Source organism: Streptomyces sp. NPDC101776 (assembly GCF_044766845.1).
Lineage (GTDB): Bacteria > Actinomycetota > Actinomycetes > Streptomycetales > Streptomycetaceae > Streptomyces.
Genome location: NZ_JBIWMV010000002.1, coordinates 653,662 through 676,664 on the forward strand (window position 1 = coordinate 653,662; position 23,003 = coordinate 676,664).

At 70.7% G+C, this 23,003-nt stretch carries 23 protein-coding genes; 10 read left to right on the top strand and 13 right to left on the bottom strand.

Annotated elements, in window-relative coordinates; all coding sequences use genetic code 11:
* Positions 1 to 3: 3 nt before the first annotated feature.
* Positions 4 to 1,632 (bottom strand): alkaline phosphatase D family protein, encoded by a 1,629-nt coding sequence (locus ACIRRY_RS08720; RefSeq protein WP_403969390.1) that lies wholly within the window; start codon positions 1,630 to 1,632, stop codon positions 4 to 6.
* Between the two features lie 84 nt (positions 1,633 to 1,716).
* Positions 1,717 to 2,370 carry an HNH endonuclease family protein gene (locus tag ACIRRY_RS08725; protein WP_403969393.1) on the bottom strand — a complete coding sequence of 218 codons (654 nt, stop codon included), beginning with the start codon at positions 2,368 to 2,370 and terminating at the stop codon, positions 1,717 to 1,719.
* A gap of 400 nt (positions 2,371 to 2,770) precedes the next feature.
* On the opposite strand from ACIRRY_RS08725, the gene ACIRRY_RS08730 reads away from it, so the two are divergent.
* A complete protein-coding gene (locus ACIRRY_RS08730; RefSeq protein ID WP_403969396.1) occupies positions 2,771 to 3,352 on the top strand; it encodes a TMEM165/GDT1 family protein in 582 nt (193 codons plus the stop codon).
* A 273-nt stretch (positions 3,353 to 3,625) separates the two neighbouring features.
* Positions 3,626 to 4,285: an HAD-IA family hydrolase gene (locus ACIRRY_RS08735; protein WP_403969399.1), complete on the top strand. Its 660-nt coding sequence runs from the start codon at positions 3,626 to 3,628 to the stop codon at positions 4,283 to 4,285.
* 67 nt (positions 4,286 to 4,352) lie between these two features.
* Here the strand turns inward: ACIRRY_RS08735 and ACIRRY_RS08740 are convergent, their stop codons facing one another.
* Positions 4,353 to 5,372: a peptidoglycan-binding protein gene (locus ACIRRY_RS08740; RefSeq protein WP_403969402.1), complete on the bottom strand. Its 1,020-nt coding sequence runs from the start codon at positions 5,370 to 5,372 to the stop codon at positions 4,353 to 4,355.
* 158 nt (positions 5,373 to 5,530) lie between these two features.
* On the opposite strand from ACIRRY_RS08740, the gene ACIRRY_RS08745 reads away from it, so the two are divergent.
* Entirely contained in the window at positions 5,531 to 7,612 is a 2,082-nt protein-coding gene (locus ACIRRY_RS08745) for a DHA2 family efflux MFS transporter permease subunit (RefSeq protein WP_403969405.1), read from the top strand.
* Here the strand turns inward: ACIRRY_RS08745 and ACIRRY_RS08750 are convergent.
* Together ACIRRY_RS08750 and ACIRRY_RS08755 are read right to left on the bottom strand one after the other, a co-directional pair.
* The gene (locus ACIRRY_RS08750; RefSeq protein ID WP_403969407.1) at positions 7,605 to 8,096 is read right to left on the bottom strand and encodes a GNAT family N-acetyltransferase; all 492 of its coding nucleotides are present in this window, start codon (positions 8,094 to 8,096) and stop codon (positions 7,605 to 7,607) included. The two genes, ACIRRY_RS08745 and ACIRRY_RS08750, sit on opposite strands and share 8 nt — an antisense overlap.
* A gap of 10 nt (positions 8,097 to 8,106) precedes the next feature.
* Entirely contained in the window at positions 8,107 to 8,733 is a 627-nt protein-coding gene (locus ACIRRY_RS08755; protein ID WP_403969410.1) for a dihydrofolate reductase family protein, read from the bottom strand.
* Positions 8,734 to 8,922: 189 nt separating this feature from the next.
* Between ACIRRY_RS08755 and ACIRRY_RS08760 the strand changes: the two genes are divergently transcribed.
* Complete coding sequence (locus ACIRRY_RS08760) at positions 8,923 to 9,561, top strand: hypothetical protein (protein ID WP_403969413.1); 639 nt, start codon at positions 8,923 to 8,925, stop codon at positions 9,559 to 9,561.
* A 5-nt stretch (positions 9,562 to 9,566) separates the two neighbouring features.
* Positions 9,567 to 10,301 carry a hypothetical protein gene (locus ACIRRY_RS08765; protein ID WP_403969416.1) on the top strand — a complete coding sequence of 245 codons (735 nt, stop codon included), beginning with the start codon at positions 9,567 to 9,569 and terminating at the stop codon, positions 10,299 to 10,301.
* Here the strand turns inward: ACIRRY_RS08765 and ACIRRY_RS08770 are convergent.
* The gene (locus tag ACIRRY_RS08770) at positions 10,290 to 10,718 is read right to left on the bottom strand and encodes a DUF1992 domain-containing protein (RefSeq protein ID WP_403969419.1); all 429 of its coding nucleotides are present in this window, start codon (positions 10,716 to 10,718) and stop codon (positions 10,290 to 10,292) included. The two genes, ACIRRY_RS08765 and ACIRRY_RS08770, sit on opposite strands and share 12 nt — an antisense overlap.
* Positions 10,719 to 10,800: 82 nt before the next feature.
* On the opposite strand from ACIRRY_RS08770, the gene ACIRRY_RS08775 reads away from it, so the two are divergent.
* Positions 10,801 to 11,193 carry a hypothetical protein gene (locus tag ACIRRY_RS08775; protein ID WP_403969422.1) on the top strand — a complete coding sequence of 131 codons (393 nt, stop codon included), beginning with the start codon at positions 10,801 to 10,803 and terminating at the stop codon, positions 11,191 to 11,193.
* A 21-nt stretch (positions 11,194 to 11,214) separates the two neighbouring features.
* On the opposite strand, the gene ACIRRY_RS08780 is transcribed toward ACIRRY_RS08775, so the two are convergent.
* A complete protein-coding gene (locus ACIRRY_RS08780) occupies positions 11,215 to 11,886 on the bottom strand; it encodes an O-methyltransferase (RefSeq protein WP_403969425.1) in 672 nt (223 codons plus the stop codon).
* Between the two features lie 38 nt (positions 11,887 to 11,924).
* On the bottom strand, positions 11,925 to 13,070 hold the full coding sequence (locus ACIRRY_RS08785) for a DUF2330 domain-containing protein (RefSeq protein ID WP_403969428.1): 1,146 nt from the start codon (positions 13,068 to 13,070) through the stop codon (positions 11,925 to 11,927).
* Between the two features lie 323 nt (positions 13,071 to 13,393).
* Here ACIRRY_RS08785 and ACIRRY_RS08790 point away from each other — a divergent pair, with 323 nt between their 5' ends.
* Positions 13,394 to 15,454, top strand: a complete 2,061-nt coding sequence (locus ACIRRY_RS08790) for a bifunctional glycosyltransferase 87/phosphatase PAP2 family protein (protein ID WP_403969431.1) — start codon at positions 13,394 to 13,396, stop codon at positions 15,452 to 15,454.
* A 63-nt stretch (positions 15,455 to 15,517) separates the two neighbouring features.
* Here the strand turns inward: ACIRRY_RS08790 and ACIRRY_RS08795 are convergent, their stop codons facing one another.
* From ACIRRY_RS08795 to ACIRRY_RS08805, 3 genes are all read right to left on the bottom strand, one after another.
* The gene (locus tag ACIRRY_RS08795; protein WP_403969434.1) at positions 15,518 to 17,602 is read right to left on the bottom strand and encodes a hypothetical protein; all 2,085 of its coding nucleotides are present in this window, start codon (positions 17,600 to 17,602) and stop codon (positions 15,518 to 15,520) included.
* Positions 17,599 to 18,039 carry a hypothetical protein gene (locus ACIRRY_RS08800; protein WP_403969437.1) on the bottom strand — a complete coding sequence of 147 codons (441 nt, stop codon included), beginning with the start codon at positions 18,037 to 18,039 and terminating at the stop codon, positions 17,599 to 17,601. Before ACIRRY_RS08800 ends, ACIRRY_RS08795 begins: the two co-directional genes overlap by 4 nt.
* Positions 18,040 to 18,144: 105 nt before the next feature.
* Positions 18,145 to 18,555: an ATP-binding protein gene (locus ACIRRY_RS08805; protein WP_403970863.1), complete on the bottom strand. Its 411-nt coding sequence runs from the start codon at positions 18,553 to 18,555 to the stop codon at positions 18,145 to 18,147.
* Positions 18,556 to 18,677: 122 nt separating this feature from the next.
* Between ACIRRY_RS08805 and ACIRRY_RS08810 the strand changes: the two genes are divergently transcribed.
* On the top strand, positions 18,678 to 19,541 hold the full coding sequence (locus ACIRRY_RS08810; RefSeq protein ID WP_403969440.1) for a helix-turn-helix domain-containing protein: 864 nt from the start codon (positions 18,678 to 18,680) through the stop codon (positions 19,539 to 19,541).
* The gene (locus ACIRRY_RS08815; protein ID WP_403969443.1) at positions 19,498 to 19,704 is read left to right on the top strand and encodes a DUF397 domain-containing protein; all 207 of its coding nucleotides are present in this window, start codon (positions 19,498 to 19,500) and stop codon (positions 19,702 to 19,704) included. The genes ACIRRY_RS08810 and ACIRRY_RS08815 overlap by 44 nt, the downstream gene beginning before the upstream one ends.
* Here the strand turns inward: ACIRRY_RS08815 and ACIRRY_RS08820 are convergent.
* Positions 19,688 to 20,581 (bottom strand): SDR family oxidoreductase, encoded by an 894-nt coding sequence (locus ACIRRY_RS08820; protein ID WP_403969446.1) that lies wholly within the window; start codon positions 20,579 to 20,581, stop codon positions 19,688 to 19,690. The two genes, ACIRRY_RS08815 and ACIRRY_RS08820, sit on opposite strands and share 17 nt — an antisense overlap.
* A gap of 139 nt (positions 20,582 to 20,720) precedes the next feature.
* On the opposite strand from ACIRRY_RS08820, the gene ACIRRY_RS08825 reads away from it, so the two are divergent.
* A complete protein-coding gene (locus ACIRRY_RS08825) occupies positions 20,721 to 21,608 on the top strand; it encodes a LysR family transcriptional regulator (protein ID WP_403969449.1) in 888 nt (295 codons plus the stop codon).
* Between the two features lie 173 nt (positions 21,609 to 21,781).
* On the opposite strand, the gene ACIRRY_RS08830 is transcribed toward ACIRRY_RS08825, so the two are convergent.
* Positions 21,782 to 22,951, bottom strand: a complete 1,170-nt coding sequence (locus ACIRRY_RS08830) for a steroid 3-ketoacyl-CoA thiolase (RefSeq protein WP_403969451.1) — start codon at positions 22,949 to 22,951, stop codon at positions 21,782 to 21,784.
* Positions 22,952 to 23,003 lie beyond the last annotated feature (52 nt).

Genomic DNA, 23,003 nt, shown 5'->3' on the forward strand with positions numbered 1-23,003 from the left:
AGGTCACGAGGGTGTGAGCGGGGACTCCTCCACGGTCTTCAGCGTCCCGTCCGCCCGCGCCTGCTCCAGCCGCAGCCGGGCCGAACGGCCGTGCAGCGTCAGGGTCATGAGCTGGTTGCCGAACCAAGGCCCGCCCTTCTTGCGCCACTTGACCGAGGGGCGGGGACAACGGCCGTGCCGGGCGAGCCGTCGGCCCAGCCCCCGGGCCACGGCGCTCCAGCCGAAGCGGAAGCCGACCCGGATGTACACGGGGATGGAGTTGTGGACGGGGGAGCAGGTGAGCTGGAGGACGCGGGAACTCGGCTGCCCTGTCTGCCACTTGGGCTCCGCGACGTACGCGTGATGGACGTCCCCCGACAGCACGAGCACCGACGCCGGCGCGTCGTCCCCCGACCCCACCTCGGCGATCAGTCCCGCCAACTCCTCGAACGACTCCGGGAACGCCGCCCAGTGCTCCAGGTCGGCCGCCCGGCGCAGTTTCTCGCCGAACTCGGCCCAGCGGGGCCCCCGTTCGCCCCGGGACAGGGCCGCGTCCCAGGACTCGGCGTCGTGGATCAGATGCGGCAGCAGCCAGGGCAGCGAGGTGCCGATGAGGAGGTGGTCGTAGGAACCGGGGTCCGCCAGCGCCTCCGTGCGCAGCCAGTCGGCCTCGCCGGGGTCGAGCATCGCGCGCCGCTGCTCGTCGAGGACGCGGGCCGCCCTGCTGTCCACCATCAGCAGCCGGACCCGGCCGAAGTCGCGCCGGTAGCTCCAGCGGACGCAGGCCGGGTCGGCGTCGGCGCGGGAGGCGAAGGCACGGAGTTCGTCGGTGCCGTCGGGGGTGTCACGGACCGCCAAGTAAAGGGGATCGGCGGCGAGTTCGGCGGGGGAGAGGTTCCCCAGGTGCTGGTGCACCCAGTACGACATCAGCCCGCTCAGCAGCCGCTCGCGCCACCACGGGGTGGCCCGCATGTCGGCCAGCCAGGCCGCGGAGGTGTTCCAGTCGTCGATGACGTCGTGGTCGTCGAAGATCATGCACGACGGCACGGTGGACAGCAGCCAGCTGATCTCGGGGTCGAGCCAGGACTCGTAGTAGAGGCGCGTGTACTCCTCGTAGTCCGCGACCTCGCCGCCGGGCGGCTCGCTCAGATCACGGCGGGCGGACAGCCAGCGGCGGGTCGCGTCGGAGACCTCGTCGGCGTACACCTGGTCGCCCAACAGGACGAGTACGTCCGGCCGTTCGCCCTTCGGGTCGCGCGCGATGCGCGAGGCCAGCGTGTCCAGGGCGTCCGGGCCCACCGGGTCGTGGTCGTCGGCGGGCGGCGCGGCCCAGCGGCAGGAACCGAACGCGACCCGGACCGTCCCGTCGGCGTCCGGCGTGTGGATCACCGAGGGCGGGAACGCGGAGTCCGGCAGCGGCCACACCTGCGCACCGTCCAGGAACACGTCGTACGGCGTCGAGGTCCCCGGTGTGAGGCCCTCCACCGCCACCAACGCGTAGTGGTGGCCCGCCACTTGGAATGTACGGGCGGTGCCCCGGGCGCCGTCGGCGCAGCGCACCTCGGCGGTGCACGGACGGCTCGCCTCGACCCATACGGTCGCGGACGAGCCGTCGGCGTAGCGAAGCAGTGGTCCAAGGCGCAGTCCGGCCACGGTTGATCACCTTCCTCCGTCGCCCCGTACGGTACGGAACGACGGAGGCCGGCGCCTAGATCTCCAGGGAGAACTCCCGTGAGATCAGCAGCCGCTGAGGACCGAGGTCAGCTTGGCCTTCTCGGCGGTGTCGACCGAGAGGTCGTAGTAGTACTTCACCTGGACCCAGGCACGCACGTAGGTGCAGGCGTACGAGGTGAGCGGGGGCATCCACTCGGCCGGGTCCTGGTCGCTCTTGGACTGGTTGACGTTGTCCGTCACGGCGATCAGCTGCGGCCGGGTGACGTCGTTGGCGAAGGCCTGGCGCTGGGCGGTGGTCCAGTTGCGGGCACCGGAGTCCCAGGCCTCGGCGAGCGGGACGAGGTGGTCGATGTCCAGGTCGGAGGCGGCGGTCCAGGTGGCACCGTCGTAGACCGAGTACCAGCTGCCGCTGGTCGCGACGCAGGCGGCGGTGGTGACGACGTTCGTACCGTCGCGCTTGAGGACGTACTCACGGGTGTTGCAGGTGCCGCTGATCGTGATCCAGGTGGGGAACAGGTCACGGTCGTAGCCCGTCCGGACCTCGGTCGCCACGGTGAGCGAGGCGAGGTAGGTGCGGGCGGTGGCGGCGCTGACGGGGGTGGGGAGGGCGGCGGAGGCGTTCGGGCCGTTGAAAAGTGCGACGGAGACTATGAGTCCGGTGAACGCCGCGAGTATGCTCAGGCGTCGACGCGCGTAGACCTTCGAGAAGCGAGCCATTCGAACTCCCTTGTAGTGGGGGGGGGCGTTGGAGTGCGAGCGAAGGAATGCTTGCGGTGCCGTGTTGCGGGAAGGTGTGCGTCGGGTAAGAAGTTAGTGACGTGTTCATGACACAACAAGGGGTGCGGCGAGACTTTCCTCACGGGTGGGGTGGGGCGTGTCTCGCGTACAGTGGACGGCGCAGAAGGGGAGTAGCTCTTCGCCGGACCGTCGACATACTGCTCAGCTCGTTCTGAGCCGGCGCCCGGAGGCAGGCCCTACGCGTTCACGCGGCGGGGTCGGCCAGCGAGACCTTCGGTAAAGCAGTGCACCAGTAGTTTTTCGCGTGCGCTGCCGTGCCGAGGTGTCCGCGGACAGCACACACACTCTCGGTGGGGCAGCCCCGACCGATTGAGGAATCTTGATCAGCATCAGCGTGACGGCGCTCGTCTTCGGCGTCGTCTTTCTCGCCGAACTCCCCGACAAGACCGCGCTCGCGGGACTCGTCCTCGGCACCCGCTATCGCGCCTCGTACGTCTTCGTCGGCGTCGCCGCCGCGTTCCTTCTCCATGTCGTGCTGGCGGTGGCGGCGGGCAGCGTGCTGACCCTGCTCCCGCAGCAGCTCGTGGCCGCGGTGACCGGGGTGCTCTTCCTGGGCGGGGCCGCGGTGCTGCTCTTCAAGAAGAGCGACGACGAGGAGGAGGTCCGCAAGCCGAAGGACCAGTCCTTCTGGAAGGTCTCCGGCGCCGGTTTCATGCTCATCCTGGTCGCGGAGTTCGGTGACCTGACCCAGATCATGACGGCGAACCTCGCGGCGCGCTACGACGACCCGTTCTCGGTCGGTCTCGGTGCGGTGCTGGCGCTGTGGGCGGTCGCCGGGCTCGGCATCGTGGGCGGAAAGGCGCTGATGAAGCGGGTGCCGCTGAAGTTGATCACGCAGATCGCGGCGGTGCTGATGCTGGCGCTGGGGGCGTGGAGCCTGTGGGAGGCGGTGGCGGGTTGAGCGGGTTGAGCCGGCGTGATGGGTGTGACGGGCCGGGTGAGTGTGCGGTCCGGGCGGGCGCGCGCGAGCTGAACTGTGGGTGAACTGTTTCCGGGGGCGGTGGCGCGATGCCGGTCGGATTTTGTACCGTAGGGAAACAAAGTGGTTCCCGTCCGTTTCCCCTGACCGGCGGACGGGGCCACCTTGTCCCTCCGGGGGCGGGCCGGATCGACCGGGCCGGCCCGCGTATGCCTGTCCCGTTCGTATGCCTCTCCCGTTCCTTGGAGCCTGCCGATGACGGCCACGACCGTGCTCACCGCCCGCGCACTCCTGCTGGACATGGACGGCACCCTCGTCGACTCGCACGCCGTCGTCGAGCGGATCTGGCGGCGCTGGTCCGACCGGCACGGGCTGGAAGCGGACGAGGTCATGAAGGTCGTGCACGGCAGGCAGGGGTACGCGTCGATGGCGCTCCTCCTGCCCAGCCGCCCCATGGAGCAGAACCACACCGAGAACGCCCGCATGCTCGCCGAGGAGACCGCCGACGTCGAGGGCGTCGTCCCGATCCCGGGCGCACCGGAGTTCCTCGCGTCCCTACGGGGCCTGCCGCACGCACTGGTCACCTCGGCGGACGTGGCCCTGTCCACGGCACGGATGGCTGCGGCCGGCCTGGAGCTGCCGGAGATCCGCATCACCGCCGAGTCCGTCGGCGCCAGCAAGCCCGACCCCGAGGGCTTCCTGAAGGGCGCCGCCGAACTGGGCATCGCCCCGGCCGACTGCATCGTCTTCGAGGACTCCGGCGCGGGCATCGCGGCGGGGCGCGCGGCGGGGATGCGCGTCGTGGGGGTCGGGCCGCAGGCCGGGTATCACCGGGCGGACGTGGTGGTGCGGGATCTGCGTGAGGTGCGGGTGGAGGACTTGGGGGGCGGGGGGATTCGGCTGCGGGTGGGCTGACGGATCTCCTCGGGCTCAGGTGTCCTTCGGTCCCGGTGTTCTGGGACTCGCCCCAGCCGGCGCAGCGTCACGGTTCCGTCGTCTCCGATTCCAGCCGTGCTCGCGTGGCCGCCCCGTACACCCCCAGCCCGTCCGTCTGGATGCCGCGGGCGAGTTGGTATGTGCGTACCGAGGTCTGTACCTGCTTGTCGAAGATGCCGTTGTCGGGGCCGGTGTAGAGGTTCAACTGGGCCAGGCGGAGCTGGAGTTCGGAGACCTCGGGGCCTTCGTCGCCGCGTTGGAGGACCGCGGCGGGGCTGCTGCCGCCCTGGCGGTCCGTGGCGGCGGCGCTCGACGTGGTGGTGGTCGCCGTCGGGGTCGGGGTCGGGTTCGTGGACCTCGACGCCGTGGCGGACGGGGACGAGGACGCCGTCGGTGACGGGGTCTCGCTGAGCGTCGGGGTCGGGGACGCCGACGTCGGCTGTGCGGACGTGGAGCCGCTCGTGGACGGCGTCACCGGCGCCGCGCTCCTCGACACGGTCGGGACGCTCGCCCGTACGTCCTGGGGAGCCGCCTCGTCCCGGGACGGCGTCTGGTACGAGAACATGCCGCTCGCGAAACCGGCCACCACCGCCACCGCGACGACCGCCCCCGCGACGGCGAGGAGGACGGTACGGCGGTGGCGGCGCGGGGAGTCGGCGTCCGTGGGCGGTTCCGGGGCGTCCCCGTCGCCACCCCCTCCCTCGAACAGGCTCAGGTCGGTCGCGTTCGGGGTCGGGAGCAGCGAGGTCTCCGCCATGGCGGACGGCAAGGGCGGCAACGGCGGCACCGCGCGCAGCGGCATCGTCTCCTCCACCGCCGGCAGCCGCTGTGTCTCACCCTCGGGCCCAGCCGGTGCGGCCGGCGGCGTCCGCTCCTGCGGGTCCCCCTCCAGCTCCACATACGGCCTGATCCGCAACGGGTCGAAGTCCTCCGCCGCTGCCGCCTCCGCCGTGCGCGCGTCACGCAGCGCGTCGGACGCCCGTTGGGTGCAGGCGCAGGACGGGGAGCCGTCGGCCGCCCGGGGTGCCCCGCACTGCGGGCATATGTGCCCCTTCGCCTCGTTCACGTGTTCGTCCCTCCCCGTCAGAACTCCCGAGGTTATGCGGATCTCCTTCACGCCGTCTCCTCCGACCCCCGGAATGACAGCTTCCATTCGGACTCGACAGGCCGTACCGGACCAAACCGATCACCATGGATGTGTAACGAGAGCCTCGGGAGGTCTTCATGGCCGGCGATGCGCACGGTATGACAGGGAATGTGCACGACGCGCAGCCACCGGAGGAACCCCCGCGGCGGGGCAGCGCCGCCCAGGAACACGTGTCCGGCAACGTCCTCGTCTCCATCGGGGCGCTGCTCCTCGGGCTGCTGCTCGCCGCCCTCGACCAGACCATCGTGTCGACCGCGCTGCCGACGATCGTCAGCGACCTCGGCGGCCTCGAACACCTCTCGTGGGTCGTCACCGCGTATCTGCTGGCGTCGACCGCCGCGACCCCGCTGTGGGGCAAACTCGGCGACCAGTACGGGCGCAAGAGGCTGTTCCAGATCGCGATCGTGATCTTCCTGATCGGGTCGGCGCTCTGCGGCGCGGCGCAGAACATGCCCCAGCTGATCGGCTTCCGGGCCCTGCAAGGGCTCGGCGGCGGCGGGCTCATCGTGCTGTCGATGGCGATCGTCGGCGATGTCGTCTCGCCGCGTGAACGCGGGCGCTACCAGGGCCTGTTCGGCGCCGTGTTCGGCGCCACCAGTGTTCTCGGACCACTCCTCGGCGGACTGTTCACCGAGCATCTGAGCTGGCGCTGGGTCTTCTACATCAACCTCCCGGTCGGTGTCGTCGCGCTCGCCGTCATCGCCACCGCCCTGCACATCCCGCGCAAGTCCACCCGCCACGTCATCGACTACCTCGGCACCTTCCTCATCGCCGCCGTCGCGACCTGCCTGGTCCTCGTCGCCTCGCTCGGCGGCATGACCTGGGGCTGGGGTTCACCGCAGATCATCGGGCTCGCGGTGCTCGGCGCGGTCCTGATCGTGGCGTTCGTGGCCGTAGAACAACGCGGCGCCGAACCGGTCCTCCCCCTCAAACTCTTCCGCGTCCGCACGTTCTCCCTCGCCGCCGTCATCAGCTTCATCGTCGGCTTCGCGATGTTCGGCGCGATGACCTATCTGCCGACCTTCCTCCAGGTCGTGCAGGGCATCTCGCCGACCATGTCCGGCGTCCACATGCTGCCGATGGTGTTCGGCATGCTGCTGTCGTCCACCACCTCCGGCCAGATCGTCAGCCGCACCGGCCGCTGGAAGGTGTTCCCCATCGCGGGCACCGGCGTCACCGCCCTAGGTCTGCTCCTCCTGCACCAGCTCGACGAGAACAGTTCCACCGGCGAGATGAGCGCCTACTTCTTCGTCTTCGGGCTCGGACTCGGCCTGGTCATGCAGGTGTTGGTGCTGATCGTGCAGAACGCCGTCTCCTACCAGGATCTCGGCGTCGCCACCTCCGGCGCGACCTTCTTCCGGTCCATCGGTGCCTCGTTCGGCGTCGCCATCTTCGGCACGGTCTTCGCGAGCCGCCTCGGCGACAAACTCACCGACGCCCTCCAGGGCACCACGCTCCCGCCCGGCGTCACCCCGGACGGCCTGGAGTCCGACCCGCGCGGAATCTCCCAACTCCCGCCCGCCGTACGCCCGGAGGCCCTGCACGCCTACGCCTCCTCCATCACCGACGTCTTCCTCTACGCCGCCCCCGTCGCCGTGGTCGGCTTCGTCCTGGCGTGGTTCCTCAAGGAGGACAAGCTGCGCGGCTCGGTCACGGCCCCCGACGTCACCGAGACCCTCGCCAGCAACCCCGTCCAGCGTTCCTCCTACGACGAGGTGTGCCGCGCGCTGTCCGTGCTCGGCACGCGGGAGGGCCGCCGCGAGATCTACCGGACCATCACCACCAAGGCGGGCTACGACCTTCAGCCGGCGGCGAGTTGGCTGCTCCTGCGCATCAAGCGGGACGGCTGGGCGGAGCCGGGTGTGCTCGCCGAACGCAGCACCGTGCCGCTGCCCGTCATCCTCGCCGCCGTCCGCCAGATCGAGGGGCGCCGGCTCGCCGTACGCGAGGGCCTCGACCTCCAACTGACCGACCAGGGCCGGGAGATGGCCGAACGGCTGTCACAGGCCCGCGAGGAGTCCCTCGCGGAGACGCTGGGCGACTGGTGGGGCCCGGACCGGCCGACGGATCTGATCCGACTGGTGAAGGAGCTGAACGGCGAGCTGTGCGGGTCGGATCGGGAGCAGCCGCACAACGGGGCGGTGGGCAAGGTCAGTTGAGGCCTTTGCGGAACCAGTGTTCCGCGTACTGGTCGTCGTTGTGCGGCTCGGTCTCCTCGTAGCCGAGCCGCGTGTACAGGCCGCGGGCCTCCACCAGGTCGTGCCGGGTGTCGAGGATCATCGCCTTTGCTCCCAGCTCGCGTGCGGCCTCCTCGGCGGCCGTCACGAGCCTCGGGGCGCCGCCCCGGCCGCGCATCTCCTCGCGAACGAAGACCCGCTTCAGCTCGGCGGTCGCCGGGTCGAGGAGGCGTACGCCCGCGCTGCCGGCCGGTGTGCCCTCGTACCGGGCCACCAGCAACCGGCCGCCGGGCGGGGCGAGTTCGGAACCGGTGTGGGCGGCGATCTCCCGCTCCAGCTCCTCCGGCTCCGTCCGCCGCCCCTCGTGGAGCAGGTACCAGCGGTCGCTGACCTCCGTGTAGTACGCGCGCCAGAGTGCGGCGGCCACGGGGGAGTCGAAGGGTTCCGGGGCGATCGTCCAGGTCATGCGGGCATTGTCACGACCCGGAGGGGAGCCGGCGCAACCGAATATGGGTGACCTCGGGGGAGTCCAGCACCTGGGTCTTCCGCCACTCGATGTGCCGGTCGCCCACGTTGTCGAACAGCCGCCGTCCGCCGCACGCGAGCACGGGCACGATGTGCAGGAGCAGTTCGTCGAGCCATCCGGCGCGGATGAACTGTTGGACCAGATCGGCGCCGCCGGCCAGGGAGACGTCCTTGCCTGCGGCGGCCTCGCGGGCCGACTCCAGTGCGTGTCCCGGGCCTTCGGTCACGAAGTGGTACGTCGTGCCGCCCTTCTTCACCACCGACTCGCGCGGGTGGTGCGTGACCACGAACACCGGTGCGTGGAAAGGCGGTTCGTCGCCCCACGGGATCTCGCCGGTGATGAACATGCCGTGACCCATGACCACCGCCCCCGGCCGCTCGATCCACTCGGCGAGCAGTTCGTCGTCCGGACCGGTGTCCCCGCCCGCCATGCCCTGCATCCGACGGAAGCTCCGCAGCCCGAACACCCACGCGTGCAACCGCTCCCCGCCGATCCCGAGCGGATGCTCCCGCCCCGACTCCGGCCCCGCGATGTACCCGTCCAACGACATGGCCAGCCGTGCGACGACCTCACCCATGACAACCTCCTCGATCGTTGCTCCCTGATGCGCTCACCGGTGCGTCGATCGGGCCGCCGCGAAATCGACACACCCGCACCACGAAATCCCCGGAGTCGTGGCCGTCGTTTGAAGGAGGCCTTTGCGGCAACCCGGTACGGGAACCGACCGACTACGAGAGCCGGTTGACCAAGAACCCGGAAGGCACTCATGTCCACAGGCGTGATCATCGTTTTGATCGTGATCGTGGTCGGCGTGGTCGCTGCCCCGGCCGCCCTGGCGCTGCGTGCCCGAGGCGCGACCGGCGGCTCGGGTCTGAAGCGCCGCTTCGGTCCGGAGTACGACCGGACCGTGGCCCGGCACGACGGCGACACGAAGGCCGCCGAGCGCGAGCTCGGCGAGCGCGTCCAGGCGCACGGTTCGCTGCGCGAGCAGCCGCTGGAGCCCGCGGACCGTGAGCGGTTCCAGGCCCGTTGGGCCGCCGCGCAGGAACTCTTCGTCGACTCGCCCCGCGAGGCCCTGACCGACGTCGACCAGTTGCTCGGCGAGGTCGCCGGCGCCCGGGGCTTCCCCGATGTCGCCGAGTACGAGAAGCAGTTCGACGCGCTGTCCGTGCACCACGCGGCCCACGTCCACGGCTACCGGCGCGTGCACCGCGTCGTCACCACCCGCACGAACGGCACACCGGAGAGCCAGGCCGGCACCGAGGAGATGCGTGAGGCCATGCTTGAGGCCCGCGCCCTCTTCGACGACCTGGTGAGTGACGGCAGCCGTGGCGGCAACGGCCAAGGACGTGGCGGCCGCCACTCGATCGGCGCATTCAACAAGCAGGCACTGAAGGGGAGTTGAGCTCTATGACCGACGCGATACGGCCGACAGGCGACAGCACGAACGACGGCAGGGACGACGGTAAGAACGACACGAAGAACGACAGCAGGAACGACGGCACGAACGAGAACAAGAACGCGGGGCGCGTCGACCGCAAGGAGACGACCGACAGGACCGCGGACAGCAGGACCGCTGACGGCAAGACGACCGACGGTAGGACCACCGACGGTAGGACCACCGACAGGACCGCGACCGCCTCGACGCCATTGACGTCGTCCCCGTCGTCCCCGTCGTCGACCACCTCGCCCCGCGAAACCGGCAGCGCGATCCCGACCCCCCGCGCGGGCGACCCGACGACGACCTCCCCGCGCGAGTCCACGGCCGGTACCGATCGAACCACCGACCGCACCACCGACCGAACCGCCGACCGCCCCGTGCACGCCCCCGAGCCCGCCCCCGGCAACGGCCGGCATCTCGCGCAGGGCGCCGAGAACGGCAGCCTCCTGCCGCACGACGAGAGCGACAAGTTCAACCTGCGGCTGCAGCACGCGGTCACCGGGTTCGTGGACGAGCCCCGCTCGGCCGTGGAGGAGGCCGACCACGTACTGGAGGAGGTCGCCGCCCGCTTCACGGAGGCCGTGACCAAGCGCCGCGCCACCCTGCACGGCTCCTGGGAGTCCAAGGGCTCCGACGACACCGAGCAACTCCGCCTGGCCCTGCGGGACTACCGCGAGCTGACGGAGCGGCTGCTACACCTCTGACCCGTCGACCGTCCGGCGCTCCCGCCGGTCCCGCCACTCCCGTACGACCTCTTCCACGTCGTACGGCTTCATCCCCAGTGGGGGACCCGGCGGCGGCTTGAACATCATGTCGCGGATCTTCACGTTGACTTCGGTGATGATCTGCCGTGCGATCCGTTCCGAAGGGGCCGAGTACGCCGCAGCCAGGGCGTCCTCGGCCTCTTTGCGCAGGGCCAGGGTCGGCGGCAGCACGGAGATGCCCTCGCGGGCCATCTTCTGCTTGATCCACCACAGTTCGTCGTACGTCGTGTCGGAGCCGGACGGCAACGGCTTGCCCGCGCCCGGGAGTTGGGCGAACTCTCCGGCCCGCTCGGCGTCGCGGATCTGCTTGTCGACCCAGGACTCGAAGGACACACCCGGTGGCTTTCGCTCGGTCATGACTTCATTGTGCCGGACGCGGCACGGCCGGGCGATTTATCATGCGCCCGCTGCTGTAAGGACACTTCATAGGGGAGCGCACGTGCTCGAACTCACCATGGCCACCGTCTCCGGGGCGGACGCGGGCGCGACCGCCGGGATGCTGATGGCCGAGTCGCCCAGTGACCCGGGCGCGGTGCTGCGGGTGGGCCGGGACGAGTCGGTGTGCCGGCTGGTGACACCGGACGACTGGCTGTTCATCTCGCGGGTCCATCTGGAGTTCCTGTGCGGACCCGAGGGCGTCTGGCAGGTGAACTGGCTGCGCGGCTCCCAGCCCGACCCGTCCTCCGAAGTACGCCTGATCGTCGGCGAGTACGCCCAGACCGTCGCCTACGGAGGCAGCGTGCCGTTGCCCCGGGGCGGCAGCGGCGAGATCGTCATCCAGGACCGCACCGGGCCGCGCAGCGTCAACGTCGGCTTCTACCACGAGAGTTGACAGACCGGCGGGATCGCAGGATCAGTCGAGCACCCGCGCCAGCGCGAACCCGTCGTAGCCCTTCCTGCCCACCGTCTGGATCGCCGTACCGGACAGGCGCGCGTGCGAACCGATCAACTCGATCGCCGTACGCGTGCCTCGGACATCCGGCGAGGTGCTGTCCGGGTCGGCGACCCGGCCGCCGCGGACCACGTTGTCGATGATGATCAGGCTGCCGGGGCGGGTGAGCTTGAGGGCCCACTCCACGTAGTACGGGTTGTTGACCTTGTCGGCGTCGACGAAGACCAGGTCGAAGGGGGTCGGGTGTTCGTCGGCCAGCACGGCCAGTGACTCCAGGGCCGCGCCCACCCTTACCTCGACGATCTTGTCGAGGCCCGCGCGGGCGATGTTGCGGGTGGCGACCTCGGCGTGCCGGGGGCTGTACTCCAGGGTGACGAGCCGGCCGTCGGCGGGCAGCGCGCGGGCCAGCCAGATAGTGCTGTAGCCGCCGAGGGTGCCGATCTCCAGGATGCGGCCGGCACCCTGGGTCAGGGCGAGGAGATGGAGCAGCTTGCCCTCGGCGGCGGACACCGCGATCTCCGGGAGTCCGCCCGCCTCGCTGTCGCGCAGGGCCGCCCGGAGCACCTCGTCGTCCGGGGCGAGATGGCTGATGAAGTAGTCGTCGACGTCGTCCCACACCTGTGACTCGCTCATGCGCCTGTGCCTTTCGTGAATCCTGTGACGGTCCCTTCCTACCCGGAACGACCCGGCCTGTGCGTCGGCGGCGGCGGAATCACCGGGGGCGGCGGGAGCACCGGCCGCCGGGCCCGTCGTACGGCCAGCAGGACGGCGGTCGTGACGAGGACGGCCAGGCCGCCGACGATCGTCAGCAGCCAGGCCGGTACGCCGGCCACCTCGCGCAGATGGTCCTCGTAGATCACCTGCTGGAACGGGGCGTCCGTGGCCGTGCGGCGCAGCAGGTGGTCGCCGGTGATGCGGGAGGGGTCGGGGAACTCCTGGTTCACGGCGGTCAGGAACGGGGTGCCCTTGGCGAGGGCGGCCAGCGGGCCCGAGGCGGTGGTGATCCGGCCGGCGTAGGCCACCTGCGGCTGCGAGCCGCCGATCGCGCCGCTGGGTTCCATGCGGTGGGCGGCGAGGATGTACAGGCCCAGCGACTGCGGGGTGCCCGCCAGCCGGGACAGCCGCATCGGGTGGACGGGGGACTCGGCGGCGAAGGTGAGGTGGAGCGGGTCGAGGGCGCCGGTCAGGGCGGTGCCGGCGGTCGCGGGGGCGAGGCGGATCGCCACGTACTCCCAGCGCTGGTCGACGTACGGCTGAAGGGCCTGGCCGAGGCGGGACGGCAGCACGAAGCCGTTGGTGTTCAGCCAGTCGCCCAGTGCGTCCGGGTCGGTGGCCGTCAGCCGGGCCACGTCGAAGGGGCCGAGCCGCTCACGGCCGACCACACCCACTCCGGGAGCCGTCGCGGCGCCCGGCGGCGGGCCGCCGCCCACGTCGCCGGAGACGAGCGGCCAGTCACCGTCCTGGGGCCAGAAGTGATAGCGGTCCCGGTGCACGGGCGCGGTGATCCCGTTCAGCGTGTCGAAGAGCGCGGGGTCGCCCAGCGTGGCCGTCGCCCGGTGCGGCACCGGCATGATCCACGCGGCCTGCCGGGTGTCCCCGGTGACGGTGAGCCGCATCACGATCTGCTCCTGGCGCCCGTCCCAGCGCACCACGGACGCCTCGCGCCCCACCGCGATCTGCTGGGCCGCGGTCGGCACCAGAGCGCCGCAGCCGCACGCCCAGGCCGGTGACACCAGCGATCCGAGCTGCAGGGCGAGGAGCGCCAGGACGACGGCCACCACACGCGCGCGTGCCCGCCCCGGCAACGACTTCGGCAAGGCCTCCGGCAAAGACTCCGGCAAGGATTTCCGCGGTGACCTCCCCGCCGATCTCCGCGGTGACCTCCGTGGCGAAACGATCAGTAAACCGATCATGCCCACAAGCTATCGGGCCATCGTGCCCGGTCGGAAGCGCGCGGTTGTCCGCTGTGCCCAGGCAACCCCGGGCCGACTATCGTCATCCGGACAAAAGGAGGGCGGACGTCAGGTGACGAGAGGGTTGCCTGCGTCTCTCCCCCAGGGGGTGCGACCCTCATAGGGTTCCCAGAGGGAACAGCCGCGCGGGTGACGCGTGGGACGAGCGGGGCGGAGGCCTACGAGGCGTGGCGAACGTGGAGCACAGCGGGCGACCGGCGGGAGCCGCGGGAGCTTTCGGGTCGAGTGCCGCCCAGACGGCCAGGACACGGCTGCGCGTGGCGCGCCTGGGCCTGTGGCTGGTCGCCGCGGTCCTCGCCGTACGACAGGTGGCCGTGGTCCTCGGCACCCCGCAGGGGGAACGGCTGACGGACCTGGAGACCTGGGTCGGGACGAACGGCGTGCTGCATGTGAAGGGCTCGCTGTACGACTCGACGCAGTTCACCGGCACCCCCTTCGGCGGGCTCGTCCTCAAGCCGCTCACCCGGGCGGCCGAACAGGCCCTCGGCTGGGGCTGGACCTTCGGCACGCTGCTGCTCGTCGTCGCGCTCGGCCTGGTCGTCTCCCGCGCGCTGCCGCAGCCCGTCACCCGCCGTGCCTCGCTGCTCGCCGCGCCCGTCGCGATCAGCCTGCTCATGCTGTCGCTCCCGGTGCGCAACACGCTCTGGCTCGGCCAGACCAGCATCATCCCGGTCCTGCTCGTGCTGCTCGGCTGCTTCACCGTGCGCGGCGAGCGCGCCAGTGGTGTGCTGATCGGCCTCGCCGCCGCGCTCCAGCCGACGGTGCTGCTCTTCGCGCCGCTGCTGTGGTTCACCGGCCGCCGCCGGGCCGCGATCACCTCCGCGCTGACGTTCGCCTCGAGCGCGGTGATCGCGTGGGCGGCGATGCCGCACGACTCGTACACCTACTGGGTGCACCACATGGCCGGCGCGGGCCTCGGCGGCGCGGCCGACGGCCTCGGCAACCAGTCCCTGCACGGCGCGCTGCTACGGCTCGGTCTCACCGGCCCGCTGGAGATCGGCGTCTTCCTGGCGCTCGGCGCGGCCGTCACCTACCTCGGCCTGCGCCGGGCCGTACAGTACGCGCGCGACGGCCAGTTGCTGCTCGCGGTCGCGGTCACCGGCTGCGCGGCGATCGCCGTGTCGCCGACGACCTGGCAGCACCAGTTGCTGTGGGTGCTGCTCGCGGTGGTCGGCCGGGTCGGCAAGCGGGCCTCGGACCGCTATGTGTGGCCGGTCGCGGTGGTCCTCGTCGTCACGCTGCCCGCGAAGATGATGCTGCCGAACATGGCGGCCGTCTATCCGCTGCGTGACAACGTCGTCCTGCTCATGGCGCTCGCCGCCGCGACCGTCGTGCCGTTCCTGTCCCGCACCTCGGAGTACTACCGCCGCCCGATCCCCACGGAGTACGCCGAGCCGGTCCCGACGCGCTGGAAGCACGTCCCGCTGATCCCGAACCTGCGGCGCGTCCTGACCCGCCCGAACCTCCTCCTCGAACTCCTCCTGATCCGCGTCACCTACGCCGCCTACCAGCAGGTCCGCCTCGCGGCGACCGGCGGCACCAACGCGGGCGGCCGGGCCACGGCGGAACACCACGGCCACGAGATCCTCGACATCGAGCGCTTCCTGCACATCGACATCGAGCACGCGGTCAACCACTGGGTCGTGAAGGTCGACTTCCTCAAGGACTTCTTCAACTTCTACTACGAGTCCTTCCACTTCGTGGTCCCGCTCACGGTCATGGCCGTCCTCTACTGGCGCCGCCCGGTCGACTACCGCTGGGCCCGCTCCGCCCTCGGCTTCGCCACCCTCCTCGCCCTGGTCGGCTTCTGGCTCTACCCGCTGGCCCCGCCGCGTCTGCTCCCCGGCCTCGGCATCATCGACACGGTGCACGGCGTCCAGGACTTCTCCAAGCCGGACTACGGCACCCTCACCGCCCTCACCAACCAGTACGCCGCGATGCCGTCCCTGCACTTCGGCTGGTCCCTGTGGTGCGGGGTGGTCATCTTCGCCCTCGCCCCCAAGTGGTGGATGAAGGCCCTGGGCCTCCTGCACCCCTTCTTCACCGTCTCCGCGATCGTCGCGACCGGCAACCACTGGGTGCTCGACGCGGTCGGCGGCGGGGCGGTCGTCGCGGCGGGCTTCGGTCTGGCGTACGTGTTCCAGGGGCCGCGGGCGCGGTCGGCGAAGGCGCAACCGGCCGAGGTCGAGGGGGAGTTGGTGGCGGCGACGGGTCGTGGCTCGGGCTGATCCGGTACGCGTACGGCACGCGGTCACGCTCCTCGCCCGGCGCGCGGTCACGGTCCTCGGCGTTCACCGCTCCCGGGCGAGACGGTCCCGAAGGCGGGCATGGCGGAACTGGTAGACGGTGCCGGAGGCGCGCAGGAGGTTGCGGCGCCGGGCGTCCTCCAGGAAGTGGATCAGACGGAGGGGAGTGCCCTCCTCGATCCGGAGCTGCGCCGCGGTGAAGGCGGTGGCCACGGCGAGGTTGCTGGCGGGGCCGGCCATGAGGACGGTCGGCAGGGCGGCCCCGACGGCCGCCACCACCGCGAGTTTCGGACCGAGCCACCAGGCCACCAACGGGGCGATCATCAGGGCCGCCGCGAGCCCGGTCAGCAGCCCGAGAACCAGCCGCAGCCCGAGGTGGTGGCGCCATACGTCGTGCGGGCCGATCGACCGGGTGTCCGCCTCCGGAGGACGGTTGTAGTGCTCTCTCACCGGGTCGTACCAGGGTCCCGCGCCCGCGGACAGGAACGGGGTGCCTGCCACGATCCCGTGACCGCGCCCTGTCACCAGCACTCCGGTGAATCCCAGGGGCAGTGTGGTGAGGAAGCAGAGCCACACCGGAAGCGTCCGGTCACCGGGCAGGAACGGCGCGGTCACGCTCGCCAGGGTGCCCAACCCCAGCCACTCGACCACGCCTGACACGATCGCCCCGGTGCTGAAGATGTCGCGCCATCCGGCACTGGGCAGCGGCTGCGGATCGTTGAGATCCGTGAAGCGGAGACCGGCCGTCATCCCCAAGAGGTACGCGGAGGGGAGCCCGATCAGCCAGGCGTACACGGAGTGGGTCGCCATCCACACCAGCAGCGCGAGGGGAATCCCGCCCACCAGCGTGACCAGGGCCTGCATGGCCAGCCTTCTGGGGTGGGGGCGCGTCCAACCGGGGAGGTGCCACCAGCACAGGCTGTGGCTGTCCTGCCGGGCGAGGTGCCGGGCGATGTACCGCAGCGTCCGCTCGGCGGTCTCGGGAGACCAGTCGGGGTGCGGATGTCCAGGCCGCCGCGCGTAGGCGGTGGCGACCGCGCGGTCGAGGAGGTGGTCCCGCAGGGTCTCGGTGGTGGGGAGGTCGAGGAGCTCGTCGACCGGACCGTCGTCGGCGTAGCCGTCGCGTACGAGGGTGATCGCCAGGGGGTTGGCGAGTGCCTTGGCCACGACGCTCCCGGGGTCGTGCAGGAGGCGTTCGGTCAGCGCCAGCCAGGCGGGCGAGGGTGAGCTGGACAGGGTGTTGAGAAGGTACTCGGCCGCGTCCTCGGGAGACACCGGCTGGATCTCCACGGTCGCGGCTCCGCCGAGCCGGGCCCGATGGGCGGACGCGGACGCTTCCCGTGACCGGGAGATCAGTACGAGCCGGAAGGGGGCCAACTCCAGCGCGCTCGCCATGGCTCCCCGCAACTTGCTGCCGTGGACCTCGTCGTAGCTGTCCAGGAACGGCGCGACGCGGCCCGCCTCCACCAGCCTTCGGGCGCGCACGCGCCCGCCACGGCCCGCGAACAGGGTGTACTCGCGGGACAGCCGGTCGACCACCCACTCCACCGGGCCCTCCCGCGCCGGGTCCCAGCCGTCGAGCGACAGCATGACCGGGACGGGGATGTGCGCCCGGTCCGCTGGGGCGGCGGTCCTGCGATGCTCAAGGGCGTCCAGCAGCAGGAGCACCCCGGCGGACGTCTTGCCCGCCGCCGGGTTGCCGACCAGTTGGAGGCGCCCGGAAGCCAGCCCGCCGTAGACCTCGTACAACTGGTCCAACGCACCGCCCGCGCGCAGGATTTCGCCGGTGACCGGCGGCAGGCCGGGCAGTGGCGTGAACCGGCGGCGGGTCCCCTGGCCGGTCGCGGCGGCGACCCGGCCCGCCATCTTGCGCTCGGTCAACCGCCATCGCAGCGGCAGCGGAGCGGGCTCCAGCAGGCGCCGCAGCGCGGCCTCCTCCTGCCACTGGACGTGCACCGCGCGGGCCAGTTCGTCGGCTTCCGCGTCGAGCGGTGAACTCGCCATGGCCTGGTAGTAGTTGTGCTGAACGCTGCCGGGACCGGTCTGGAAGGCGACGGAGCCTTTGAAGGTGTTGCCCGAGACCTGGCCCGTACCGGTCCCCGAACTGCCCGCCGAGTCCGCGTGGTTCATCCGGCCGCCCCGAAGCGGTTCTCCTGACGAGCGTGGTTGCCCGTCTGGAAGGCCACCGGACCTTCGAAGGTGTTGCGGGACACGACACCGCCCGAGGAGCCATTCCCGCCGAACTCGCGCTCCAGCGCGTGCAGTTCGGCGAGAGCGCCGTCCCGTTCCGCCGGTTCCAGCAACTCCAGCAGCGAGGCGAACTCCCCCTGCCACAAACGCTGGTGGAGCACCAGCAGCCGTTCCCGGTCCGCCTCGTCGGCGGCCGCGGTGAGGGCGGCGGCCGTCCGGTCCAGGCGATCGAGCGCGTCGTTCTCGCGCGCCGGATCGCCCCGGCCGATCAGCCGCGCGCCGCGACTCCGCAGCCAGACCCACACATCGGTACCCACAGCCTGGACGACAGCGGTCCCGCCGGCCGCCGCACCGGCCGTCATGATCTCGCTCAGCACTCCCCGTCTCCTCCCCCGAACCGGCAGCCCCGTCGGTGCCGGGAGTTCATCCTGGGGCAACTGATGTGGCGTCAGGACGATTTCGGGAGAACTGGATGACGCCGCCTACGACACCGTGTCGGGCCTGCCGTACTCGAACCACACGATCTTCCCGCCCCCCGACTTCCGCGTCACTCCCCACTTGTCGGTCACCGCGTCCAGGATCACGAGCCCCCGCCCGTTCTCCGACTCGGGGTCCAACTCGGCGTGCATGTCCGGGAGTTGGGACGACCCGTCGCTCACCTCGACCCGCACGCCCTTCGGCAGCCGCAGCAACAGCAGTCCGCAGCGCCGGTCCGGAACATGCCGTACGACATTGGCGACCAGCTCCGTCATGGCCAGTTCGACGGCGTCCGACAGCTCCGGCATGCCCCACTCCAGGAGGAAGGAGCGGACGATACGGCGGATGTGCCGGGCGGAGTGTTCACCCACGGTGAGGTGCATGACGTACTGCTGGCGGCGCGGAAAGGCCAGCATGGCGGGGGGAATTGGTTCATTCACACTACGAGGCTGAGGTCTCGCCGCTACCGTCGGCAACAGGATGAATACAACCCGTTTACGGGTGGACAGTTGTCGGGTCGGGAGGCAGGGGGCTTCGCGTGCACATCAACACCCTTGATCCAGGGGCGTCGCCGCTGGATTACTACGGCTTCGAGTTGCGTCGGTATCGGGAGGCGGCGGGCCTTACGCAGCGGCAACTCGGCGCGATCATCAACTACACAGGGTCGCTGATCGGCCAGATCGAGACGGCGAGGAAGCTGCCCACGCAGGCGTTCAGCGACGCGGTTGACGCTGCGCTGGGTACGGGTGGGTTGTTGTCCCGGTTGCTGGACCTCGTACTGCGCAGCCAACTCCCCGCCTGGTTCCGGCAGGTGGGCGAGCTGGAGTCGCGGGCCGTCGAGATCTGCTCCTTTGAGTCGCAGATGATCCACGGTCTCCTCCAGACCGAGGAGTACGCCCGGACCGTGCTCGGCACGCTGGACCAGAGCAACCTGGACGATCGGACCGCCGTACGAGTGGGTCGTCAGCGCATCTTCGAGAAGGAGGAGTCGCCGAGCTTCTGGGTGATCCTGAGCGAGGCCGCGCTGTATCTGGAGATCGGCGGCCGGCAGACCATGAGGAACCAACTGGCCCGCTTGTTGGCACACGAGAACAATCCCCGGATCAACATCCAGATCCTGCCGTTCTCGGCGGGAACACACGCTGGGCTGACAGGCTCGTTCAACGTCTACCGCTTCGCGAGCGACCCGTCCATCGTCTACACGGAGAGCTACGGCAGCGGGCATCCAACTGCCAACCCGGAGACCGTCAAGGACTGTTCGCTCCGTTACGATCATCTCCAGGCTGCCGCCCTTTCCCTCAGGGACTCGGCGGGGCTGATCCGGCGCGTGATGGAGGAACGTTATGGGGAAGAACGCGATGCCGACGGGGACTCAGTGGCGGAAGTCCAGCTACAGCAGTGACCAGGGCGGCGATTGCATAGAGATCGCCGAAACCTCCTGCACCGCCACCATCTCCACCACCCTCGCCGTCCGTGACTCCAAGACCCCGGCGGGGCCGATCCTCACCCTCGGTCCCGCCGCCTTCACCGCCTTCGTCAACTGGTCCGCTACGACGGCTGGTTGACCTCGAAGTAGTAGTCGTGGTCCAGGTCGGCCAGCAGTCCGATCCGCGTCGGTGTCCACCCGAACCGCTTCCGCGTGAGCGTGCTCGTTCCCACGAGGTCGGTCGCGGCGAAGTGGCCCAGCCAGCCGAAGTGGGCCTCGGCCTCCTCGGGCGGCACGCTCGTCACCGGTAGGGCGAGCCGCTTGCCGATGAGTTCGGCGATCTCCCGTACAGGTACGCCCTCGTCGGCGACAGCGTGCAGCACCGAACCCGCCGGGGCGTTCTCCAACGCCAACCGGTACAGCAGCGCGGCGTCGTCGCGGTGGACGGCGGCCCAGCGGTTGGCGCCCTCGCCGACGTAGGCCGAGGCGCCCTTGGCGCGGGCGATGCCGATGAGGGCGGGGACGAAGGCGTAGTCGCCCTCGCCGTGCACCTGGGGAAGCCGGACGGACGACGCGCGTACGCCTCGCTCCGCTGCCGCCAGGGTCGTCACCTCGGCTGCCAGGCGCGGCAGTTGGGGGTGGGTGGCGAGGTCGGGTACCTCGTCCTCGGTCGGGCCGTGGCTCATCACCGAGGTGAGGACGAAGGGGCGGTCCGAACCGGCGAGGGTGTCGGTCAGGGTCTCGACCGCGCGCAGGTCTGTCGCGACGCATGCGGCGTAGTTCGAGAAGTCGTGGATGAAACCGGTGTGGATCACACCGTCGCAGGCCGACGCACCGGCGCGGAGGGCGTCGAGGTCGTCCAGGGACCCCCGGTGGACCTCGGCTCCGGTCGCCGCGAGCCGGTCCGCCGAGGCGTCGGAACGGGCCAGTCCCAGCACTCGGTGCCCCGAGTCGAGCAGTTCGCGAACGACCGCGCCGCCCACGAAACCGGTCGCTCCGGTGACGAAAACACGCATGACGAAATCACCTCAGGTGGGTCGGGAAGTGGTGTGCTTCCAGCGTGCGCCCGCCCGGGCCCGCCCGTCCAAGACCGACTCCGGAAGACGTGATTCAGTTCCGGTATCACCGCAGCTCGTGCGGTCGTACAGTCGGGGTATGACTGACTTGGACCTGCGCCTGGTGCGCTGCTTCACCGTCGTCGCCGAGGAACTGCACTTCGGCCGGGCGGCAGCCGCCCTGCATCTCGCGCAACCGTCCCTCAGTCGTCATGTCCGGCGGCTGGAGGGCGAGTTGGGGGTGCGGCTCTTCGACCGGACCACGCAGGGCACCCAACTCACCGAGGCGGGGGCGGCGTTCCTGCCCCGGGCGCGGGAGCTGTTGCGGTCGGCGACGGAGGCGGCGGCTGTGGCGCGGGCGGTCGGGCGGCCGAGCCGGATCGTGATCGGGTACATGACCGGGCTGCTCGTCACCCCGGCGGTCCGCGCCCTGCGTGCACGCTGCCCGGACGCCGATGTGCAGCACTCCTTTCTCGGCTGGGGCGAGATGCCGGCCGCCCTGCTGGAGCACCGGGTGGACGTGGTGGTGGGCCGATTCCCGTTCGCCACCGAGGGGTTGAGCGTGACGGTCCTCTTCGAGGAGCCCCGGGTGCTGCTGATGCCGATCGGCCATCGGCTGGCCGGCAAGGAGTACGTCACCCTCGACGACATCGCGGACGAGCCCGTACCCCGGTTCCCCGACGAGGAGTTCAACACGTTCTGGCGGGTCGATCCCCGCCCGGACGGACGGCGGGTGCCGGACGGTCCGCTCGTCGAGAATCTGGAGGACAAGCTCGAAGTCATCGCTGCGGGCGAGGCGGTGGCGCTCGTTCCGGTGGGCGCCATCAGGAAGGGCCTGCGGCCCGATCTGACCACGGTCCCGCTGGAGGGCGTGGATCCCGTCCCGGTAGTCCTGGCCACCCGCGCGGGCGAGGAGAACCGCCGCCTCCTCGCGGCCTTCCGCACCTGCGCGAAGGAGCAACTGGCCCCCGTGGAGGACCCCGCCTGACCCCTGCCACCGAGGCCGCCGGCCCCCCGCCGGAGGCCCCTGCCCCCGCCGGAGGGGCCGGCCGGCCTCCGCCCGCGCGGGCTGGGCTTCCCGCCCGCGCGGGCCGTTGGCCTCCGCCCGCGAGGGCACCGACCCCGCCCGCGAGGGCCAGCCGCCGTCTCCCGAGCCCGTGTTCAGAGTCGCTGAATGATCGTCCCCGTCGCCAGTGCCCCGCCCGCGCACATCGTGATCAGCGCGAACTCCTTGTCGGAGCGCTCCAGTTCATGGAGTGCCGTGGTGATCAGCCGTGCTCCCGTCGCCCCGACCGGATGGCCGAGGGCGATCGCGCCGCCGTTCACGTTGACCTTCTCCAGGTCCTGGCCGAAGACCTGCGCCCAGCTCAACACCACGGACGCGAACGCCTCGTTGATCTCGACGATGTCGATGTCCTTGAGCGTCATGCCCGCCTTGCCGAGCACGGCACGGGTCGCGTCGATCGGCCCGTCGAGGTGGTAGTGCGGGTCCGAGCCGACCAGTGCCTGCGCGACGATCCGGGCGCGGGGGCGCAGCTTCAGCGCCCTCGCCATCCGTTTCGACGCCCACATGATCGCCGACGCGCCGTCGCTGATCTGCGAGGAGTTGCCCGCCGTATGGACGGCCGTCGGCATCACCGGCTTCAACCTCGCCAGTGCCTCCATCGACGTGTCGCGCAGGCCCTCGTCGCGGTCGACGAGCCGCCACATGCCGAGGCCCGCGCCCTGTTCGTCCTCCGTCGTCGGCACCTGGACGGCGAACGTCTCCTTCTTGAAGCGCTCCTCGGACCAGGCGTTCGCCGCCCGCTCCTGCGATATCAGGCCCAGCGAGTCGACGTTCTCGCGGGTCAACTTCCGGTTGCGGGCGATGCGTTCGGCGGCCTCGAACTGGTTGGGCAGGTCCACGTTCCACTCGTCCGGGAACGGCTTCCCGGGCCCGTGCTTGGACCCCGAACCCAACGGCACCCGCGACATCGCCTCGACGCCACAGCTGATCCCGACGTCGATGACGCCCGCCGCGATCATGTTGGCGGTCATGTGCGAGGCCTGCTGCGAGGAGCCACACTGACAGTCGACCGTCGTGGCCGCCGTCTCGTACGGCAGACCCATGGCCAGCCAGGCCGTGCGCGCGGGGTTCATGGACTGTTCGCCGGCATGGGTCACCGTGCCGCCGACGACCTGCTCGACGCAGTCGGCGTGGATGCCGGTGCGGCCGAGGAGTTCACGGTAGGTCTCGCCCAGGAGATAGGCGGGATGGAGGTTGGCGAGCGCGCCGCCGCGCTTGCCGATGGGAGTGCGTACGGCTTCCACGATGACGGGTTCCGCGACCATGGGACACGTCCTCTCCTCGTACACCGCGCGGCGCGGGCGTCCCGGCCACCCG

Excerpts from the sequence above, each read along its gene's own strand:
- ACIRRY_RS08725 (WP_403969393.1), bottom strand. The coding sequence starts at position 2,370 with ATGGCTCGCTTCTCGAAGGTCTACGCGCGTCGACGCCTGAGCATACTC.
- ACIRRY_RS08735 (WP_403969399.1), top strand. The coding sequence starts at position 3,626 with ATGACGGCCACGACCGTGCTCACCGCCCGCGCACTCCTGCTGGACATG.
- ACIRRY_RS08745 (WP_403969405.1), top strand. The coding sequence starts at position 5,531 with ATGGCCGGCGATGCGCACGGTATGACAGGGAATGTGCACGACGCGCAG.
- ACIRRY_RS08750 (WP_403969407.1), bottom strand. The coding sequence starts at position 8,096 with ATGACCTGGACGATCGCCCCGGAACCCTTCGACTCCCCCGTGGCCGCC.
- ACIRRY_RS08755 (WP_403969410.1), bottom strand. The coding sequence starts at position 8,733 with ATGGGTGAGGTCGTCGCACGGCTGGCCATGTCGTTGGACGGGTACATC.
- ACIRRY_RS08760 (WP_403969413.1), top strand. The coding sequence starts at position 8,923 with ATGTCCACAGGCGTGATCATCGTTTTGATCGTGATCGTGGTCGGCGTG.
- ACIRRY_RS08765 (WP_403969416.1), top strand. The coding sequence starts at position 9,567 with ATGACCGACGCGATACGGCCGACAGGCGACAGCACGAACGACGGCAGG.
- ACIRRY_RS08770 (WP_403969419.1), bottom strand. The coding sequence starts at position 10,718 with ATGACCGAGCGAAAGCCACCGGGTGTGTCCTTCGAGTCCTGGGTCGAC.
- ACIRRY_RS08780 (WP_403969425.1), bottom strand. The coding sequence starts at position 11,886 with ATGAGCGAGTCACAGGTGTGGGACGACGTCGACGACTACTTCATCAGC.
- ACIRRY_RS08795 (WP_403969434.1), bottom strand. The coding sequence starts at position 17,602 with ATGAACCACGCGGACTCGGCGGGCAGTTCGGGGACCGGTACGGGCCAG.
- ACIRRY_RS08805 (WP_403970863.1), bottom strand. The coding sequence starts at position 18,555 with ATGCTGGCCTTTCCGCGCCGCCAGCAGTACGTCATGCACCTCACCGTG.
- ACIRRY_RS08815 (WP_403969443.1), top strand. The coding sequence starts at position 19,498 with ATGCCGACGGGGACTCAGTGGCGGAAGTCCAGCTACAGCAGTGACCAG.
- ACIRRY_RS08820 (WP_403969446.1), bottom strand. The coding sequence starts at position 20,581 with ATGCGTGTTTTCGTCACCGGAGCGACCGGTTTCGTGGGCGGCGCGGTC.
- ACIRRY_RS08825 (WP_403969449.1), top strand. The coding sequence starts at position 20,721 with ATGACTGACTTGGACCTGCGCCTGGTGCGCTGCTTCACCGTCGTCGCC.
- ACIRRY_RS08830 (WP_403969451.1), bottom strand. The coding sequence starts at position 22,951 with ATGGTCGCGGAACCCGTCATCGTGGAAGCCGTACGCACTCCCATCGGC.